Genomic DNA, 17,208 nt, shown 5'->3' with positions numbered 1-17,208 from the left:
CGTTTACAATACGCGGAGCATTACGCGGAGCATTACGCGGAACCTTCCGCGGAAGTCCCGTTCCAAGTCCGCTCGTCAGGAGCTGAGCGCCCTCGAGTACCTCACCGGTATGGCGATCGTGGCGGCGGTGGCGGTGGTGCCCCTGCCGCTGCTGTTCGACGGCACCCTGGGCGTGACCGATGCCAACGGTTGGCTCACCATTTTGTTCATCACGGTGATCAACGGGCTGCTGGGCCATTACCTCATGGTGCTGGCCCACGGGCACGTGTCGTTGCTCATGTTGTCGCTGCTCACGCTGGGCATCCCTGTGCTGGCGGCGGCCGCCGCCGCTCTTTGGATCGATGAGCCGCTCAGCGTGACCCAACTGGTGGGGATGGCGGTGGTTCTTTCGGCCCTGGGGGCGGTGAGCGTCAGCACGACTCGCCTGCGTCCCGACATTGCCGAAGCCGACCTGGAGGCGATGCAGGCGGCCCCGTATCCCTGAGACTGGCCCTAGGGTGTCGCCCCATGGACCTCCCCGTGATGCTGCGCGAGTCGCTGGAACTGCAGATCCTCGACCAGGACCCCGAGCGCGCGGCCGCGACCATTGGCGAGGGGGTGGCCGCCCACGGCGCCGTGGTGGTGGCCAGTGTGCTGCTGGAGGCCACCGCCGTGGCTCTGCGTCGCATGGTGAGCATCACCGACGAACCACTGGATCTGGCTGAGCTCGTATCCACGCTGGCGATCGACGGAGCCATCCCCGATCACCGCATCGAGTTGCTGTCCGAGATCCTCACCGCGGCCGCCGCCACCGCCGGTGGGATCCGCCCGTCGGTCGGTGCGCTGCTTACTCGCCTGGGGGACCAGGATCTCTTGTTCGGGTCGTGGCTGGGTTTGCTCACCGGGCTGCGGGTGGCCTCCTTGGCCATCGAGGTCACTGAGTCGGAGATCCTCGAGGATGTGCTCCTCGCCTTCGAACTCGACGTTTGACCGACCGGGCCCATTCTTCGACGAACCCGGTTGGTTGCGCCTAGATTCTGACGGTTCGTCAGGCCAGAGAGCGAGCGAGCGGGGAGATCACCGTATGTCCAATGAGCACGAAACGAACCTGTGGACGCTTCTGGAGGAGCGGGTGCGAGCCAACCCCGATGGGATCGCCGCGTTAGACGAGGATGGGCGCACCCTGACCTGGGCGGAGTCGAAACGGGAGGCGGAACGGGCGGCGGCGGGATTCCAAGCGTTAGGAATCGGGGCCGGCGACGTGGTGTCGTGGCAGTTGCCCACCTGGCTGGAGGCCAAGGTGCTGGTGCTTGCCCTGGCTCGGTTGGGAGCCATCCAGAACCCGATGCTGCCGATCTACCGGGAGCGCGAGGTTGGGTTCGTGGTGCGGCAAGCCCAGTCCAAGGTGCTGGTGGTGCCGCAGGAGTGGGCCGGCTTCAACTTCGAAGCAATGGCCACCGACATCGCCGGCGCCGTGAAGGCAGAGGGCGGTTCGCTCCGCGTGGTGGTGGCCGACAAGGTGCTCCCACAGGGCGATCCCTCCACGTTGCCGCCACCGCCGGACCCCTCGACCGACCCCGTGCGCTGGTACTTCTACACCTCGGGCACCACGGCGGATCCAAAGGGCGCCCAACACACCGACCGCACGATCCTCGCCAGCGCGCTCGGCATGAACGAGCGGATGGAGGTGACCGCCGCTGATCGCAACGCCGTGGTGTTTCCCTTTACCCACATCGGCGGCATCGGGTGGCTTTTCAGTGCCCTCGCCGTAGGGTTCCCAACCGTCTATATCGAGCGGTTCGATCCCGCCAAGACCATTGCGCTGATCCAGCAGCACGAGGTGACCATGGCGGGGGCTGGCACGCCGTTCCACATGGCCTATCTGGCCGCTCAGCGGGCACTGCCAGCGGGAGAGCACCTCTTCCCCAGCGTGCGCGTCTACTGCGGTGGCGGGGCGCCGAAGCCGCCGCAACTTCACCACGACGTGAAGGCAGAGATGGGGGGGGTTGGGATTGTGTCGGGGTACGGGCTTACGGAAGCGCCGATCATCACGATGGGCAGTATTCGCGATAGCGACGACCAACTCGCGCACACCGAAGGCCGGGCCGCGGGCACCACCCGGTTGCGACTCGTCCGACTCGACGGGCCCGATGCTGGTGTGGGGGAAGAGGGCGAGATTCGCGCCAAGGCGCCCCAGATGATGCGGGGATACCTCGATGCCACGCTCGACGCCGAGGCCTTTGACGAGGATGGCTGGTTCAAGACCGGCGATCTCGGCAAACTCGACGCCGACGGGATGCTCACCATCACGGGCCGGGTCAAAGACGTGATCATCCGGAACATGGAGAACGTCTCCGCCAAGGAGGTGGAGGACATCCTCTTTGGGCATCCTGAGGTGGCCGACGTGGCGGTGATCGGCATCCCCGACCCGAAGACGGGTGAGCGGGTCTGCGCGGTGGTGGTGCCGAGCGACCCGGCGGCGCCGCTGAGTCTCGCCGACATGGTGGCCTTCGCTCGGCAAGCGGGCCTGATGACCCAGAAACTGCCTGAGCGGCTTGAGATCGTGGATGCATTGCCGCGCAACCCCACCGGCAAGGTCCTCAAGTTCGAGCTGCGGACCCGCTTCGGCTCCTCCTGAACTGATCCCTGAACTCATCCCTCTCCCCCCCCAGAAAGTAGGAATTCTCATGGCTCTGCTGTCCGGCAAGGTTGCCGTCGTTACTGGTGCCGGACACGGCATCGGCCGAGCCCACGCGCTGGAACTGGCGAAGCACGGCGCCAGCGTGGTGGTCAATGACCTGGGCACCTCGGTGGCTGGCGATGGCGCCGACGAGAAAGCGGCCGACCTCACCGTGGCGCTCATCACCGAGCGCGGCGGTGCGGCGGTATCCAACTACGACGATGTATCCAACTACGACGGCGCTGGACGCATGGTGGCCCAGGCGGTGGAGACCTACGGGAAACTCGACGTGCTGGTGAACAACGCCGGCATCGTGCGCGACACCGCCATCTGGAACATGACCGAAGCCGATTTCGACTCGGTGATCAAGGTGCACGTGAAAGGCACCTGGGCGCCGTCGCATCACGCCGCCCGTCACTGGCGGGCGCGGGCCAAGGCGGGCGAGGCTTTCACCGGGCGGGTGATCAACACCACCTCGGGGGCCGGCCTGGTGGGGAACTTTGGTCAGACGAACTACGCCACGGCCAAGGCCGGCATCGCGGGATTCACTCAGACGCTGTCGCTTGAGTTGTACAAGCTCGGCGTAACGGTAAACGCCGTAGGCCCGGCCGCCGCCACTCGCATCACCGGCACCATGCCTGGTGCCCCGGCGGTCATCGAGGCCGATGACGTGCCCGAGGGGGAATGGAATCGCATGGATCCGGCCGTGTCGTCGCCGCTGGTGGCGTGGTTGGCCTCCGATGAGAGCCAGCATGTCACCGGTCAGGTGATCCGGGCCGTGGCGGAGGACATCGTGTGGATGGAGGGCTGGAGCGAAGGCGCCAAGTTGTCCAACGGAGGCCGGCGGTGGGATGCCGAGAAACTGGGAATGCAACTCGCCACGGACCTGTTCAAGACCCGCGCTCCTGGGCTGCGGTACTGACCATCGCCAGACCATGAGCGTCCTGGGGATTCTGGTGGGCCCGGGGGTCGTGCGGGCCAACTGCGTCGCGGGGCTGGCGGCCTTCGCCCGACGGGCCGGATGTGGGGTGGTGAACACGTGGGGGGCCAAGGGGGTGTTCCGCTGGGATGACCCCTTGCACTTCGGCACCGCCGGACTACAGGCGTGGGATTTCGACCTCGCCGGTCTCGGTGAGGTGGATGTGCTGGTCACCAGCGGGCTCGACCCCGATGAGGTGACGTCCCAGCCGTGGGAGGGTCGCGCCGAGGTGGTCGATGTGGCCCCTGAAGCGCTGGGGGCCTTTCGGGGCACGCTGCCAGCGGGTTGCACCGAGCGTCCCATGCTCTACACGGCCCTGGCCGCGGTGGTGGGGCCGATGTACGACCAGCCTGATTCACCACCGGCTCGGGCCGCGGGCCTGGCCGCCGCCCTTCCCGCTTCAGGGGTGGTGGTCGCCCGTCCCGGCCTGGTGGGATTCTGGATTGCCCGCACCTTTCCCACCGAGCGTCCCGGCAGTGTGCGGATCACCCCGACGGGCGAGGCCACCGTGGCCGATGAGGACTGGGCCGACCTCGACCTCAATCCCGAGGCGCTCGTAGCGGTGGCGGGTCCGATTGTGGCCTGGGGCGGGATCTCGCCCGACTCGGCCGACCGCTAGCGGTAGCCGAGCTTGCGGGTGCAGGCCGGCCAGCTTCCCCAGCCGGCGGAGCGCTGGAGGTTCTGGCCGATGGCGATCTGGGTTTCCCGACTGGCCTGGTCGGGGCGGCCGGTGCCACCCGCGCCGCGCCACGAGCTCAGGCTGAACTGGAGGCCACCGTAGTAGCCGTTGCCGGTGTTGATGGCCCAGTTGCCGCCGGACTCGCACTGGGCGAGTCGGTCCCAGGCCGCGGGATTGTTGGGATCGTTGAAGCCGCTACCGGTGGTGACCGGTTGCACCACCGGCGGGGGCGGGGGCGGGGGCGGGGGCGGCGGCGGAGGAGCGATGGTGGTGGGGGGAGCGATGGTGGTGGGGGGAGCGATGGTGGTGGGGGGAGCGATGGTGGTGGGGGGAGCGATGGTGATCGTGGCTAGTTCCGCCTGGGTGGCGAACTGGGCCCGGATCACGTCAGGGCGATCGGTGGTGCGATATGCGATGGGCCTGCTGGCGATGGGAGCGTCGGCTCCACCGGCGGTTGCGGTCACCAGGCCCACGGGGGCGGCGATGGCCAGGACGACCGCGACGCAGGTGCTGATGGCTCGGCGCGCGATAATCGGCGAGGGTTTGGTACTCGGGGGGTGGTACGTCCCATACATGTTGGGGGTGCCTCCTGCTTCAAGAGGGGCGCGCGCCGAACGAACAAGTTGATCGTCGGAATCACGGCGCCCCAGCGGCGGGCCGCGCTATGGCGGCTGGTGAGTGACACCAGGTTGGCATGTTCGCAACGAAATCGCAACAATATCCGGGTGTGATGTGAGTCACATGCCCAGTTTTAGGGGGAAGAGACCACGCTATGTGTCAAATCGTGGTCGAAATATGTCAGCGTTTGCGGGGCAAGCCGAGGCCGCGCCCGCTGATGATCTCGCGCTGGACTTCGCTGGAACCGCCATAGATCGTGGTGACGACCGCGTGGCGGAAGGCGTGTTCCACCAGGCCGCCGAGGACCGCGTTCGGCTCGGCTTCGGGGAGCAGACCGTCGGCACCGAGCAAGGCGAGGAAGGCGGCGGAGGCGCGCACGAACGCCTCGGTGATGAGGAGTTTGGCCATCGAACCCTCCACCTGGGGCATCTCACCGAGGGAGGAAAGCCAGGCTGCCCGGAACAGCAGCAGGCGACCCGCTTCGAGTTCGGTGCTGGCCCGGGCGAGCACGTCGCGTACAGCCGGGTCGTCGAAGGGGCGTGTGCCATCTCGGCCGGGTTCCCGGGCCCAGGTGGCCATGGCCTCTACGAGGCGGTCTGGTTCCCCCCAGTTGGCGGAGGTCCGTTCGTACACGAGCGCGGCGTGCATCACCGACCAGCCGGCGTCGATGTCGCCGATCCGAGCGGAATCGGGCACCTCGACGCCGCTGTAGAACGTGATGTTGGTGCGCTCACCTCCCATGGTCTCCACCGGCATGATCTCGATACCGGGGGTGTCCATCGGGATCAAAAACATGGTGAGACCCTGGTGCTTGGGCACATCGGGGTTCGACCGAGCGAGAAGGAACACGTACTGCGCCTCGTGGGCCATGGTCGTGAACATCTTCTGGCCCTCGATCACCCAGCCGTCGTCCACGCGGGTGGCTTTGGTGGCCACGGCAGCCACGTCGGACCCCGCGTCGGGCTCGCTGTAACCCAGGCAGCACATGGTCTCGCCGGCCAGGATGCCCGGCAGGACGGCGGCCTTTTGCTCCTCGGTGCCACACACGAGGAGGGTGGCACCCACCATGGCGGCGATGTTGAGGCCGTCGATGGGGGCCCCCGAGGCGTAGAGCTCCTGCATGAGGAGGCACTGGTCGATGGCGCTGCGGCCCAGGCCCCCGAACTCGGTGGGCCAGCCCGCCGCCAGGTAACCGCGCCCGCACAGGGCCTGGTGGAAATCCCAGTCGTGCATCGTGCCGGTGCGATGCGAGCGACGGATGATCTCGTCGATTGGTTGGGTGGCGATGAAGGCCTGTACCTCGCGACGGAAGATTTCGGTGGCCGGATCGAAACGGAAGTCCATGCCCGCCCGGGTGGGGCGGGGAGCGGCGGTGGTGTTCACTGCAGGGGCCGACGTTCCCCAGCGCCGTTGTGCGATGGCCTGTAACTCGTGGCGGGGGTCGCCCAGCAAGAGGCGGGTGGCCTTGGCGCGACGGAGGTGGAGTTGTACGTCGTACTCAAGCATGAAGCCATAGCCACCGTGCACATGGAGGCTGAACCCGGTGGCCTCCTCGGCCACTTCGCCACACCACCAGGAGGCCTGCGCCGCCAGTTGGGGGGCGGTGGGTTCGTTTTCGTCGAGGGCCCAGGCGGCCTCGTAGGCGAGCAGGCGACTGCTGTCGACGGAGGCATGGAGGTCGGCGAAACGGTGCTGAATCGTCTGGAACGAGGCGATGGGGGCATCGAACTGGTAACGATCCTTGGCGTAGTGCACCCCGAGATCCAGGCTGGCCCGGGCCAATCCGGCCTGAGCCACCGCAGTGAGGGCACGCCATTCGTCGAGGGCCCGGGCGTAGGCCGCGGTGGCGGCGCGGCCGCCAGCCACCGCGCTGCCGCCGGTGGGGTCCACGTCGGCGAGGGCCAGGCCAGCCAGCCCGCCTCGCGGGTCGCCGGCGCGGGCCAGCACGATGTCGTCGCCCGATTGGGCGATCACGATCGCGGCCACTGCCGCGTAGGCGGTGGGCACGGCACCGGGACCGGCGGCCAGACGCAGCGTGGCGGTGGCACCGCCGAGGATCTGCTCGAGCAGGTCCGTAGCGCCGAGTTGGGCCAGGAGCCGGGCCACCACTGCGGTTTCGATGAGCGGGACCGATCCCAGGTGGGCACCGTGGACTTCCACGGCGACGGCGAGATCGGTGAGGGAGGCACCGGCGCCACCATGGGCCTCGGGCACCGCCATGGTGGGAAGGCCCATCTGCACAATGGCCTGCCACAACGCGGGATCAAGGCCAGCCGCCTCGACTTCGCGAACGCGCTCTCCGGAAGACTTCTTGGCGTAGAGACGCCCGGTGGCTTCGCGTAGTGCATCCTGATCGGGGGTGAGGGAAAGATCCATGGCGTCTGCCTTGTGTTGCTGACGGGGTTACGCAGTGTGCCATCATCCTCAGCGTTATGGCAGATCGCGCCCCGCTGTTCTTGCACGAGGTAATCGACGTTACGGGGCGGGGTTCGAGGGCGTACATGGAGCACACGGTGGGCTTCGATGCTCAAGGCACCACGGACCGAGGTTTGGCACTGCTGGGCACCTGGGAGGTGGTGGGGACCACCGGTCGCTGGCCGCAGGTTCTCAACGTGTGGGAGATCGCCGGCTGGGATGGGTGGGTGCGCCTCGGTGAGGCCACCAATGTTCACAAAGAGGACAACGCGGCGCTGGCGCAGTGGTGGGATGAGGCGTACAAACGCCGTTCCGGGGGGTTCGACCGACTGCTGCGCGGGGCCCCGGGTTGTCCCACCAAGGCCGATCTTCTGGCGGCGGACACGCGGGGCAGTTGGTTCGTGCACGAACTGTCGGAGGTGGTTCCCGGCGCGGGTCCGGAGTACCTCGCCGCCACCGTGGCCGAGCGCGTGCCGGCTATGGCCGAGCGAGGCATCACCCTCGTGGGCCTTTACGACAGCGTGTTGATGGACACGGAGGTGTGCACGATCTGGGCCACCGATGTGCACTCCCATACCGATCTCCTTCGAGACGGCGACCCCTGGCCTGCTCGGGCCCGCACCTGGTGCACCCGATGGCGCGAAGAACTCATGACCCCCGGCCCCCGTTCCCCCCTCGGCACACAAGGACCTCCCGCATGACTACCCCAGCCCCCCTCGGCAGTATCCGGATCATCGAGTGCTCGATGCTCGGTCCCGGTGCCATCACCACCACCCTGGCCGACCTCGGTGCTGATGTGGTGAAGGTGGAGCCGCCCTCGGGCGACTACATCCGCCAGATGACCTGGCCCATCGTGGAGGGCACCTCGCTGATGCACCTGCATATCAGCCGCGGTAAACGCTCCATCACGCTCGACCTGCGGAGCGAGGAAGGTCGGGCCGTGTTCCTTGAGTTGGTGGCCAACGCGGATGCGGTGATCGAGGCCATGCGCCCCGGTGGCCTGGCGAAGCGAGGGGTGGGCTACGAGGCCTGTGTGGCGGTGAATCCGCGCATCGTGTTTTGCACCATCTCCGGGTACGGGATGACCGGCCCCTACAAAGACATGCCCAGCCACGGGATCGCCTATGACGTGTGGGCTGGTTTGGTGGCCCCGGAGATCACCGAGGAGGGGTTCTGCGCCATTCCTGAGCACCCGTCGGTGGGCATCCATGCCGGTCCGCTGTTCGGTGCCCTCGGCGTGCTGGCCGGGATCACCCGGGCGCGGGCCACGGGGGAGCCATGTCGTCTTGAGATCGCCCAGTCCGATGCGGCGGCGGCCATGGACTGGCTCCGCAGTGAGACCTACAAGGCCTACGAGCGACCCGAGTCCGAGGTAACCGGTAACAAGGCCGATAACTACGAGCGCCGGGCGCCGGGGACGGCGGGCATGCGAGACGGGGTGCGGTACCAGTTCTACGAGTCTGCTGATGGGCATGTGCTGTTCATGGCCTCGGAGCGGGAATTCTGGGAAAACTTCTGCAACGCCATCGACCGTCCGGATCTCTTCGAGCAACACCCGGGCTCGCAATACGCCGATCACGCCCGGGGCAACACGGCTTTGCGCGTCGAACTAACGGAGATCTTCCGTTCGCGTACGACGGCAGCCTGGTTGGAACTATCTACTCAGGCCAATACGCCGATCGCTCCGGTGAACACGCCCAAGACCTTGGCCGAGGATCCTCAGTTCCAGAATCGCCTGCCGTGGATTCCGAAGGAGGTGGTGGGTACCGATCAGGTGCCATCGCCGATCAAGGTCATCGATGAGGTATTGGCCCTTCCCACCAAGGCCCCCGACGCGGGCGAGCACACCGAGGCGGTCTTGCGTGATGTGCTCGGCTACGACGACGCCCGCATCGCACAGTGCCGCGCCGAGGGTGCGTTCGGGTGAGTGGGCTCAGGAACTGAGCGGGCTCAGCCGGAAGGGTTGGTCGAGCCAGCGTTCGAGGCGCTCGGCCTCGTGCTCCGATGGAGACCAGAACAGCGCGGCCACGCCCATGTCGGCGTCGGCCAGGCCCTGCAGGCATCGATTGAGGTCGTAGAGATGTCGGTTGGCGGCCCGGCCCTCTGAGGTGCCGGAACCGAGCAGCAGCGACCAGTCGTCGAGGAAGGGACCGAGGTCACCACCGAGTTCGGCCATCGCCACCAGTAGGCGCCAGGCTGGATGCCGCACCTGGGGGGGATGGCTGGCGAGGGTGGCGAGCCAAATGGCGGTGACGGCATCGTCGGTGGCCGCCTGTTCGTCGAGTGGCCACGACCCGGCCCCGGCCTGGCGAAACTTGCCGAACACCACCTCGGGTGGGGTGGTCAACTCGCCCCTGGCGAAGAGTTCGAGCACTCGCGGGAGAAGGGCCTGCACGTCCTCGGCGCAGCCCCAGGTACTAGTGGCGTGGGGAAGCCAGCGATCAATCGACGCGGCGCTCACCGCGCGAACCGGCCCGCCGAGCGCCGCCACTTCCTCCGGGGTCACGTCTGGCCGGCGAATCAGCATCGATGCGCCAAGGTGGTGCGACGCAAAGGCTCGATAGGTGCGCTCAACCGCCAGCACCACGAGTTGGTCGAGTTGAGTGGATTCGGTACTAGTGGCGTCGACCATGCGGCCCATGATGGCCCATGGCGGTGCTCCATTTCGACTTTGCTGTGAGGGTGGTGCGGATGGGGCCAATCCCGCCCCTTTTCTTCACCCTGGCGACGGATTCGGCAAGGGTGGCAAAAGGAATGGCTCAGGTCGTCCCGGTGGGAGAGGGTTCGAGGATCAGCATCACCGCCGCCAGAAGTTGCGGGCCCAAGGGGGTACCCAGGAGGCCGCAGAGATCGTGGGCGAGGGTGTCGAGAGATGGATAGGCACCGAGGCTCCAGCGGGCAAAGAAACCGTCGTCCATCCAGGTGCTGATGGCGGGGGGCAGGGGGCCATTGGGGAGGGAGAGCGGTGGCCGGGCATCGCGCAGTGCACTCCAACTCCAGCGACGGGCGTACTCGTGGGCCAAGGTGGCAAACGCCGACAGGTCCTCAATGGCCTTGCCGCCGGTGGCGGGGTGCAGGGCGGTGAGGGCGCCGAGGCAGGCTGAGGTGGCACGGCGTCGTTCCGGATCCGCCCACTCGGCCAGCACGGCATCGAGCCATCGGGTGGCCCAAAAGTGGTTCGTGGTGGCGGGGGCGGGCGGCGTGGGGACACCGAGTACGCGTCGGCAGAGGTCGGCGATCGTGCCCTGGACCGGGCCGGTGAGCACGGTGGCCACCTCCGCCACCCGCAGGACCGATGCCTCCTGGCCGTGCCGGTCGACCAGAAAGGTGGCGGTGATCTCCTCAGTCACCCGACCGGGTTCGTCGAGGTGGTGGGCCCGGCCCCGGGCGCGGATGCCGAAGGCCCACGAATCGGCTGGAGCGCTGAAGCCGGCCAGCACCTCGAACGGGTGCACCCCCACGGGCGAGGACCGCGCCCACAGGTTGATCTCGGTGCGGGGTTCACGCAGATACACCAGCACGTGGCCGGGCTCATCGGCGTAGGTGGTGTCGATCAGTTGACTGATGGTACTGAGGTGGTCCGACCTCGCGCGGTGCACACAGGGACGACGGGGAAATGGGGTGGGGGATCGCAGTGGACACCTCGCAGCGACGGTGGGTCGGGGAGGCGATCGGAAGATCGCGAGACCCTCAGCATGGGCCGCGTCGGGGGGTTCCCGATAGGGGGCAAATCGGCGGGGTTATGCCGGGATGGGATGGGCCTGCGTTTGGGGCTCGCTGACGCGGTCGATGCAACGAGAGGCGGTGCCCCAGCGACGTTCGGTGAGGACCCGGGCGAGGCGGGCATCGCTGGCGGCGTAGGCGTGCAGTGCCTCGTTGGAAAGGTCGTGGATCCGGGAGCGGTCCACCTCGATGGGCGACAACCCCACGAAGCGGGCGATGGACTTCAGAGAACACGAGATCCGCAAGGCCGGACCTACGTCGCTGCGGTAGAGGCGATACGCGTCGATGTGGCGGTGGCCGAACCAACTGGCTCGGTAGGCCCCTTCGTGGCCCGGGAGGGGGGTTTGGTGCATCGCCAGAGTGGGATCATGGTAGGTCCGGAGACCGAGATGGAGGCCATAGATGGCGGCGCGGTCCGCGATGAAAGGAAGGTCGAAGGCGGCGCCGTTCCACGTCGCAATCACGCCCGGTTCGAGGTCTTGGAGGCGCTGGTCAACGTCGAAGAGCAGCTGCTCCTCGGGTCCGGTAAAGATCTCTTCATACCCTGATGCCGCCAAGGCCACCGTCACCACGGCCGCCACGCTCGGATCGAGCCCGTTCTCGGTGGTATCTGTCTCGATGTCGAGTCCGTAAATCATCGGTCGCTGACGCATCTGCACCCCCGTACCTGCTGATTGCTATCACCCCTCACGCTAGAGAGTGCGCGCGCCAGCACGGTGGATGGGCGAGCGGCGGGGTTCCTTCAGCCGAGGCCGGGGATGGGTAGTCGGGCCAGCAAGGGCAGCCGCCGCGCCAACTCTGGTGTGAGTGCTTCATCGATCGACTCGATCTGAAACGTGACCGCCAGTTGTCCATCGCCGGGTTGCACATCGATGATCCGGGCCCCCTTGGGCAACGGGGGAAGGGGAAGGTAACCCCGGAAGAAGCGGATCATTGGCGTCGGGAGTCCCACGATGGTCATCCGCTGCGGGGCGAGACGAAGGAAGCGACCCACCACCTCTAGTTGAGCCAGTGTCTCGGTCATCTTGATCCCGCGGAGGCCAGTGGTGAGCAATACGCCCTCGGTGGTGAGCCGAACCCGGATCGGGAGATGGGTGGCCTGTGTCCACTGATCCACATATCGCTGACTCACGAAGGCCTGCAGCCGCACCGGGCCGGCTCGGAACCGGGGGGGAAAGCCCGGAACCACTCGTACATGCTCGGCTCGCACGACGATGCGGTCGAGCACCAGGCCCGACGCGAGCACCGCGGGGATCTCGACTTTCACCACATCAAGCTCGCCCCGCAACATCCCCCGGGGGGTGGCCTTTACCCGGGGACGGATCGGGTGGTCGAATACGCGTGACGATGCCGAATCGATGAGCCCCAGGAACGACGCGATGAGGGCCGGGCCGTCACCTTCCGACTCGGGAGGGGGGGTGAGATCGGACTGCACGGCGGAATCGTTGCGTTCCCTGAAGGTGCCGCGGGCATCGATAGGGGGATCCTCCATGGCAAAGGTCTACAGGCGCAGGGCCGCCAACGAGGCCACTTCGGAGCGTTCGCAGTGCGCCAGTCGGATGTGGCCGAAGAGTCTCTCGCCCTGGAAGGCATCGATGAGCACCGACACGGCGTTGTTGTGCTCGGACAGGTAGGGCGCATCGATCTGGCTGGTATCGCCGGTAAAGACCACCTTGGTGCCCTCGCCCACCCGGGTGAGGATGGTTTTGAGGGTGGTGGGCTCGATGTTCTGCGCCTCGTCGACCAACACATAGGTGCCATGCAGGGTGCGGCCCCGGAGGTAGGTCACCGCTTCCAGCGAAAGTTTCTCCCGCTCGGTGAGTTCCTCCAGCACGGCCCGGGCATCGGCATGGCTCCGGCGCTCGGTAAGAGCAACGAGGGCATCGTGTACCGCAGTCATCCAGGGATCGAGCTTTTCGTCGAGGGTGCCGGGCAGGAATCCGAGTTCCGCCTTTCCCACCGGCACGACGGGCCGGTACACGGCAACCTTGTCGTACAGCCGGGTCTCCACCACCTGCTCCAGACCGGCGGCGAGGGCGAGCAGGGTCTTACCCGTGCCGGCCATGCCATCGAGCGCAACGATGCGCACCTCCGGGTCCAACAACAAGTCGAGGGCGAACTGCTGCTCCTTTGACCGCGGCCGCAGCCCCCATGGCTCCGGTACCCGCTGCATCGGTTCGACTGCCCCATCGACATGGCGCACGAGCGCAGATTGACTGCCGGCCCGCAGTACGGCATAGCGATCATCGAGTTGTTCGTGCAGCGTGTCCACATCGCGTGGATCGAGCTCGCCGATCCCGACGGGGCCGTGGTGAGCGAAGAGGCAATCGATGCTCGCCGGCGTGACCTCAATCGTGTTCCAGCCCACCGGACGCTCAAAGGAACCTCGGCCGCGAATGCGCTGGTGCTCCATGGCCTCCAGGCCAAGTTGGGCGGCTTTGATACGCAAGGCGGCGTCGTTGGACACCACCACGGTGCGGCCATGCACCGCTTGGCCGAGCGCGGCGGCGAGGATGCGGTTGTCGTTCTTGGCGGGATCGAGGCCGTGCTCGCGAATCTCGTTCAGATGGAGGCCGTTCGTCTCGACCCGCAGCGTGCCGCCCCCTGGGAGAGACACCGGTGTGCGAATGTCGCCGCCGTTGGCGACGCGTAGTTCCTCAATGGAGCGGATCACCGCCCGGGCCGCCCGTCCCACGTCATCGATCCGAGACTTGTGCTGGTCGAGTTCTTCCACCACTACCAGCGGAATCACCGTGTCGGCCCCCGGGAAGGCGGTGAGCGAATCGGGATCGGAGATGAGTACCGACGTGTCGAGCACCATCCGCAGCACGGTGGTGGAATCGGACGCGTCGGAGCGCGTCGGGTCGGCGAGCAGATCGGTCAAGGAGCCCCCAAAAGGTTGGAATACAACGGCGGATGGAAGGTGCCCGGGGGCGGTTCTCCGGTGCGCCGGTGAGAACCGGTGCATGCGTGCCTCGGAGGGTTGGTCTGCCCGTTGGGTCACCGTTGCTCAGTGAACTCCAACCAAGGGGGGGAACGGTGGATGCCCCCGTAGTGGTGGCACGCGTTGCCGGTACGGGCTGGCGTTGGCGCCGCTTGCGGCCCTACGTCCGGGCTGATCTCAGTAGGCGCGAGCGAACTTGTCGATCTCGGTAGCGGAAACGCCCGTGGCCTCGATCAGTTCGTCCAAGGCGGCGCGGAGCCCATTGGCGATCGACGAGATGTCCTCGACCACATCCGGGCAGGCCAGCAAACCGAAGTCGAGGCGGTCCAGATAACTCATCACGGTGAGGTTGATGCCCCCGCCATCCATGATCGGCCCCACGGGGTAGTTGGCCACCATGGTGGCCCCGATGGAATAGAGCGGAAACGATGGTCCGGGCACGTTCGAGATCGTGACGTTGAACACGGGCCGATGATGATCGGCCATCTTCGTGCGGGAGTAGAGGCGGGCGGCGGTGCCCACGAGGGCCGGGGCGGCGAACTCAGCCCAGTCGCCGAGGGTGTCGGCCCCGATGGCCTGGTGCTGCACCTTCACCTCGGCCATACATTCATGGATCACCTTGAGTCGATCGATGGGGTCGTCGATGTCGGTGGCGAGCGACGTAAACATCGAGGTGATTCGGTTACCCAGCACGTCTTTTTCATCGTCGCTGCGTACCGACACCGGAACCATCGCCACCAACGGGCCATCGAGGTGTTCATCGTGCTGATCGAGATAGTGGCGCAGCGCGCCCGAACACAGGGCCAGCACGACGTCGTTCACCGTGGAGGCGGTGGCGTTCTTGACGGCCTTCACCGCCGGGAGCGAGAGCGTGGTGTAGGCAAAACTCCGTCGCGGGGTGAGGGCGGTGTTGAACGACGTGTGCGGTGCCGAGAACGGGGAGGGTGGCGGCACGAGATGCGGTTCCTCGCGGTTGCGACGACGCAACGCCAAGGCCGCGCCGGCCGTCTTGTTCAGCGCCCGGGCCACCCGAACGGGCTGGCGAACCAGCGAGTTGGCGGCATAGCCGAGGAGTTCGAGATCGGTGGGAATGCGGTCGGGTACCCAGGGCGTTTCCGGCTCGTGGAGCGCCACCTCGGGGGTGAGGTCCAACAGGGCCACCGTGAGTTCGTTGCCTGCCGCTCCATCGATGGCGGCATGGTGCACCTTGGAAAGTACGGCCACGTTGCCATCTTCGAGTCCTTCGATCACCCACACCTCCCACAGCGGGCGGGTGCGGTCGAGGGCGAGGGCCGACAGCCGCCCTACGAGGGTCGCCAGCTGTTCGGGGGAGCCGGGGGCGGGCAGGGCCGTGCTGCGAATGTGGTAGTCGATGTCGAAGTCGGGGTCTTCGATCCACAGCGGGTGGTGGAGACCGAAGGGCACATCCACGAGGCGACGGCGAAACGGCGGCGCCATGTGGAGCCGTTGGCCGTAGACCTCTTTCACCCGCTCCAGGGTGATGCCGCCATCGACCGAGGACGGATCGAGGATCATCAACCCCGCCACATGCATGTGGGACGACGGCGTCTCTAAGTAAAGGAAGGAGGCATCAAGCCCTGTGAGTCGCTGCATCGAAGTCTCCAGTCGGGTACCCGGCCATGTCTACTACTGCGGTGAAGCCGGGGTAATTCAGGTTTCCAGCGTCACGGTGGGCTGACCTTGTTGGACCACCAGCGTGCCCGGGAGGCCGAGGACGTCAACCTCGTCCCGGCCGAGCCCCTCCACCCGCATGGCCACCATTTCCCCTTTGTGGGCGCCGGCCAGCACGGTGAGTTCGAGGCCGAGGGCATCACCCGGGCCGACCCGCTCGCTATCCACCACGAAAACGTCGTAGGTGCCGTCCTCCAGCATTCCCCCACCGTAGGGACTCATCGGCGCGAGACTCAAAGGGTGACCGAGGGCACGGGGCGCTTATTGGTAGCCAAACCCATGTTGGGAGATCCCAACTTCGAGCGCTCGGTGATTCTCATGCTCCAGCACAACGCGGACGGGGCCCTGGGTCTCGTTCTGAACCGACCCACCGATGTGTTGGTGGCCGATGCCCTACCGGGGTGGGAAGTCATCGCCACCGATCCCCCGGTTCTGCACATCGGCGGCCCGGTGGAGGAGGAGAGCGGGTGGTGCCTGGCCCGGATCGAAGATCCGGGGTTGTTCCCCGGGTTCGTCCCGGTGATCGACAACCTCGGCCTGCTCAATTTCGACCTTGAACCGGCCGATGTCGCCGGATCGATCCGCACCGCCCGGTTCTACGCCGGTTATTCCGGTTGGGGGCCGGGCCAGCTCGACCACGAGTTGGCCCTCGACGACTGGTTCGTGCTCGAGGCCGAGCCCGACGACCCGTTCTGCCCCGATGGCGCCACGCTCTGGACCCGCATCCTGAGCCGCCAAGGCAACGACATCGCTCGGCTAGCGCACTTCCCCATCGACCCCAGCCTCAACTAGAGGTTGACCATCAGTTTGAAGGATTCGCCCTGGGCGATGTCCTCGGCGTCGTCTCGTTCCTCGAGGCGATGCACCACGCCTTGGGCGAAGATGGAGCGCTGGTCGGCTATCGCGGCGGCGGTGGCTCGCTCGTCGATACCCATGGTGGAGCGGAGTTGGCTGGCATGGGCATAGAGACCCGCCAGTTTCGCATCCGTAAAACCGGCCACGTCCTCCACATGATCGGCCTCGTCGGCCTCGAACAGCAGCAGGGCATCGGGCCGGTGGGGGGGAAGTTGTTGCTCCGGAAAGAAATGGGGATCGCGGGCCGCCACGATGCCTTCCACGGCGAGGAGTCCGGCGTGGCGATGGTCGGGGTGGAGGCGATAGCGCTTCCAGGGGTCATGGCCCAGCACCACGATCGGACGAAGACGACGGATCCAGTACGCCACCTCCCCGCGCTGACGCAGGCCCGAGTCGAGTTCGCCATCAGGCCACGGGAGGAAGACGCACTCGCCGGTGGCGCCCAGGGCCAAGGCGGCGGCTCGCTGCTCGCTCTGGCGGGTCACGATGAGCGCGGCCCGGTCGGTGGTGGGGTCCCAACTGCCTTTCGAACCGTCGGTACACACGAGGTGGTGCACCACGGTGCCCGCCGCCGACCACTTGGCGAGGGTGCCGCCCGCGCCGAACTCGATGTCGTCGGGGTGGGCCCCGATGGCCAGAGCGAT

The 17,208-nt window shown here is 66.9% G+C and carries 18 protein-coding genes; 8 read left to right on the top strand and 10 right to left on the bottom strand.

Annotated features, from left to right (window positions below):
- The first annotated feature begins 109 nt into the window (after window positions 1-109).
- The 5 genes from EXQ71_03735 (at window position 110) to EXQ71_03715 (ending at window position 4,257) form a co-directional block, all read left to right on the top strand.
- Window positions 110-484: a hypothetical protein gene (locus EXQ71_03735; GenBank protein MSO86618.1), complete on the top strand. Its 375-nt coding sequence runs from the start codon at window positions 110-112 to the stop codon at window positions 482-484.
- 23 nt (window positions 485-507) lie between these two features.
- Window positions 508-969: a hypothetical protein gene (locus tag EXQ71_03730; protein ID MSO86617.1), complete on the top strand. Its 462-nt coding sequence runs from the start codon at window positions 508-510 to the stop codon at window positions 967-969.
- 94 nt (window positions 970-1,063) lie between these two features.
- The gene (locus EXQ71_03725) at window positions 1,064-2,617 is read left to right on the top strand and encodes a cyclohexanecarboxylate-CoA ligase (protein MSO86616.1); all 1,554 of its coding nucleotides are present in this window, start codon (window positions 1,064-1,066) and stop codon (window positions 2,615-2,617) included.
- Between the two features lie 49 nt (window positions 2,618-2,666).
- Window positions 2,667-3,581, top strand: coding sequence for an SDR family NAD(P)-dependent oxidoreductase (locus EXQ71_03720; GenBank protein ID MSO86615.1), 915 nt, complete (start codon window positions 2,667-2,669; stop codon window positions 3,579-3,581).
- Entirely contained in the window at window positions 3,511-4,257 is a 747-nt protein-coding gene (locus EXQ71_03715; protein ID MSO86614.1) for a hypothetical protein, read from the top strand. The genes EXQ71_03720 and EXQ71_03715 overlap by 71 nt, the downstream gene beginning before the upstream one ends.
- Here EXQ71_03715 and EXQ71_03710 read toward each other — a convergent pair.
- Complete coding sequence (locus EXQ71_03710) at window positions 4,254-4,892, bottom strand: resuscitation-promoting factor rpfE (GenBank protein MSO86613.1); 639 nt, start codon at window positions 4,890-4,892, stop codon at window positions 4,254-4,256. The genes EXQ71_03715 and EXQ71_03710 overlap by 4 nt on opposite strands.
- Window positions 4,893-5,115: 223 nt before the next feature.
- Window positions 5,116-7,311 (bottom strand): acyl-CoA dehydrogenase, encoded by a 2,196-nt coding sequence (locus tag EXQ71_03705; GenBank protein ID MSO86612.1) that lies wholly within the window; start codon window positions 7,309-7,311, stop codon window positions 5,116-5,118.
- 56 nt (window positions 7,312-7,367) lie between these two features.
- On the opposite strand from EXQ71_03705, the gene EXQ71_03700 reads away from it, so the two are divergent.
- Window positions 7,368-8,051, top strand: a complete 684-nt coding sequence (locus EXQ71_03700) for a hypothetical protein (protein MSO86611.1) — start codon at window positions 7,368-7,370, stop codon at window positions 8,049-8,051.
- The gene (locus tag EXQ71_03695) at window positions 8,048-9,277 is read left to right on the top strand and encodes a CoA transferase (GenBank protein MSO86610.1); all 1,230 of its coding nucleotides are present in this window, start codon (window positions 8,048-8,050) and stop codon (window positions 9,275-9,277) included. Before EXQ71_03700 ends, EXQ71_03695 begins: the two co-directional genes overlap by 4 nt.
- Before the next feature lie 6 nt (window positions 9,278-9,283).
- On the opposite strand, the gene EXQ71_03690 is transcribed toward EXQ71_03695, so the two are convergent.
- From EXQ71_03690 to EXQ71_03660, 7 genes are all read right to left on the bottom strand, one after another.
- Window positions 9,284-9,982: a hypothetical protein gene (locus EXQ71_03690; GenBank protein ID MSO86609.1), complete on the bottom strand. Its 699-nt coding sequence runs from the start codon at window positions 9,980-9,982 to the stop codon at window positions 9,284-9,286.
- Window positions 9,983-10,109: 127 nt separating this feature from the next.
- Entirely contained in the window at window positions 10,110-10,949 is an 840-nt protein-coding gene (locus EXQ71_03685; GenBank protein MSO86608.1) for a hypothetical protein, read from the bottom strand.
- A 141-nt stretch (window positions 10,950-11,090) separates the two neighbouring features.
- Window positions 11,091-11,726, bottom strand: coding sequence for a hypothetical protein (locus EXQ71_03680; GenBank protein MSO86607.1), 636 nt, complete (start codon window positions 11,724-11,726; stop codon window positions 11,091-11,093).
- Window positions 11,727-11,815: 89 nt separating this feature from the next.
- Window positions 11,816-12,565, bottom strand: a complete 750-nt coding sequence (locus EXQ71_03675) for a DUF2993 domain-containing protein (protein MSO86606.1) — start codon at window positions 12,563-12,565, stop codon at window positions 11,816-11,818.
- Between the two features lie 9 nt (window positions 12,566-12,574).
- A complete protein-coding gene (locus EXQ71_03670) occupies window positions 12,575-14,077 on the bottom strand; it encodes a PhoH family protein (GenBank protein MSO86605.1) in 1,503 nt (500 codons plus the stop codon).
- A 117-nt stretch (window positions 14,078-14,194) separates the two neighbouring features.
- Window positions 14,195-15,631 (bottom strand): wax ester/triacylglycerol synthase family O-acyltransferase, encoded by a 1,437-nt coding sequence (locus EXQ71_03665; GenBank protein MSO86604.1) that lies wholly within the window; start codon window positions 15,629-15,631, stop codon window positions 14,195-14,197.
- Between the two features lie 57 nt (window positions 15,632-15,688).
- Window positions 15,689-15,931: a hypothetical protein gene (locus EXQ71_03660; protein ID MSO86603.1), complete on the bottom strand. Its 243-nt coding sequence runs from the start codon at window positions 15,929-15,931 to the stop codon at window positions 15,689-15,691.
- A 57-nt stretch (window positions 15,932-15,988) separates the two neighbouring features.
- On the opposite strand from EXQ71_03660, the gene EXQ71_03655 reads away from it, so the two are divergent.
- On the top strand, window positions 15,989-16,501 hold the full coding sequence (locus EXQ71_03655; protein ID MSO86602.1) for a hypothetical protein: 513 nt from the start codon (window positions 15,989-15,991) through the stop codon (window positions 16,499-16,501).
- Here the strand turns inward: EXQ71_03655 and EXQ71_03650 are convergent.
- Window positions 16,498-17,208, bottom strand: coding sequence for a PIG-L family deacetylase (locus EXQ71_03650; protein MSO86601.1), 711 nt, complete (start codon window positions 17,206-17,208; stop codon window positions 16,498-16,500). The genes EXQ71_03655 and EXQ71_03650 overlap by 4 nt on opposite strands.

This window comes from Acidimicrobiia bacterium (genome assembly GCA_009694375.1).
Lineage (GTDB): Bacteria > Actinomycetota > Acidimicrobiia > Acidimicrobiales > VFJN01 > VFJN01.
This window is presented reverse-complemented; position numbering and strand designations above follow the sequence as displayed.

Excerpts from the sequence above, each read along its gene's own strand:
- EXQ71_03735 (MSO86618.1), top strand. The coding sequence starts at position 110 with ATGGCGATCGTGGCGGCGGTGGCGGTGGTGCCCCTGCCGCTGCTGTTC.
- EXQ71_03730 (MSO86617.1), top strand. The coding sequence starts at position 508 with ATGGACCTCCCCGTGATGCTGCGCGAGTCGCTGGAACTGCAGATCCTC.
- EXQ71_03725 (MSO86616.1), top strand. The coding sequence starts at position 1,064 with ATGTCCAATGAGCACGAAACGAACCTGTGGACGCTTCTGGAGGAGCGG.
- EXQ71_03720 (MSO86615.1), top strand. The coding sequence starts at position 2,667 with ATGGCTCTGCTGTCCGGCAAGGTTGCCGTCGTTACTGGTGCCGGACAC.
- EXQ71_03715 (MSO86614.1), top strand. The coding sequence starts at position 3,511 with ATGCCGAGAAACTGGGAATGCAACTCGCCACGGACCTGTTCAAGACCC.
- EXQ71_03710 (MSO86613.1), bottom strand. The coding sequence starts at position 4,892 with ATGTATGGGACGTACCACCCCCCGAGTACCAAACCCTCGCCGATTATC.
- EXQ71_03705 (MSO86612.1), bottom strand. The coding sequence starts at position 7,311 with ATGGATCTTTCCCTCACCCCCGATCAGGATGCACTACGCGAAGCCACC.
- EXQ71_03700 (MSO86611.1), top strand. The coding sequence starts at position 7,368 with ATGGCAGATCGCGCCCCGCTGTTCTTGCACGAGGTAATCGACGTTACG.
- EXQ71_03695 (MSO86610.1), top strand. The coding sequence starts at position 8,048 with ATGACTACCCCAGCCCCCCTCGGCAGTATCCGGATCATCGAGTGCTCG.
- EXQ71_03690 (MSO86609.1), bottom strand. The coding sequence starts at position 9,982 with ATGGTCGACGCCACTAGTACCGAATCCACTCAACTCGACCAACTCGTG.
- EXQ71_03680 (MSO86607.1), bottom strand. The coding sequence starts at position 11,726 with ATGCGTCAGCGACCGATGATTTACGGACTCGACATCGAGACAGATACC.
- EXQ71_03675 (MSO86606.1), bottom strand. The coding sequence starts at position 12,565 with ATGGAGGATCCCCCTATCGATGCCCGCGGCACCTTCAGGGAACGCAAC.
- EXQ71_03665 (MSO86604.1), bottom strand. The coding sequence starts at position 15,631 with ATGCAGCGACTCACAGGGCTTGATGCCTCCTTCCTTTACTTAGAGACG.
- EXQ71_03660 (MSO86603.1), bottom strand. The coding sequence starts at position 15,931 with ATGAGTCCCTACGGTGGGGGAATGCTGGAGGACGGCACCTACGACGTT.
- EXQ71_03655 (MSO86602.1), top strand. The coding sequence starts at position 15,989 with ATGTTGGGAGATCCCAACTTCGAGCGCTCGGTGATTCTCATGCTCCAG.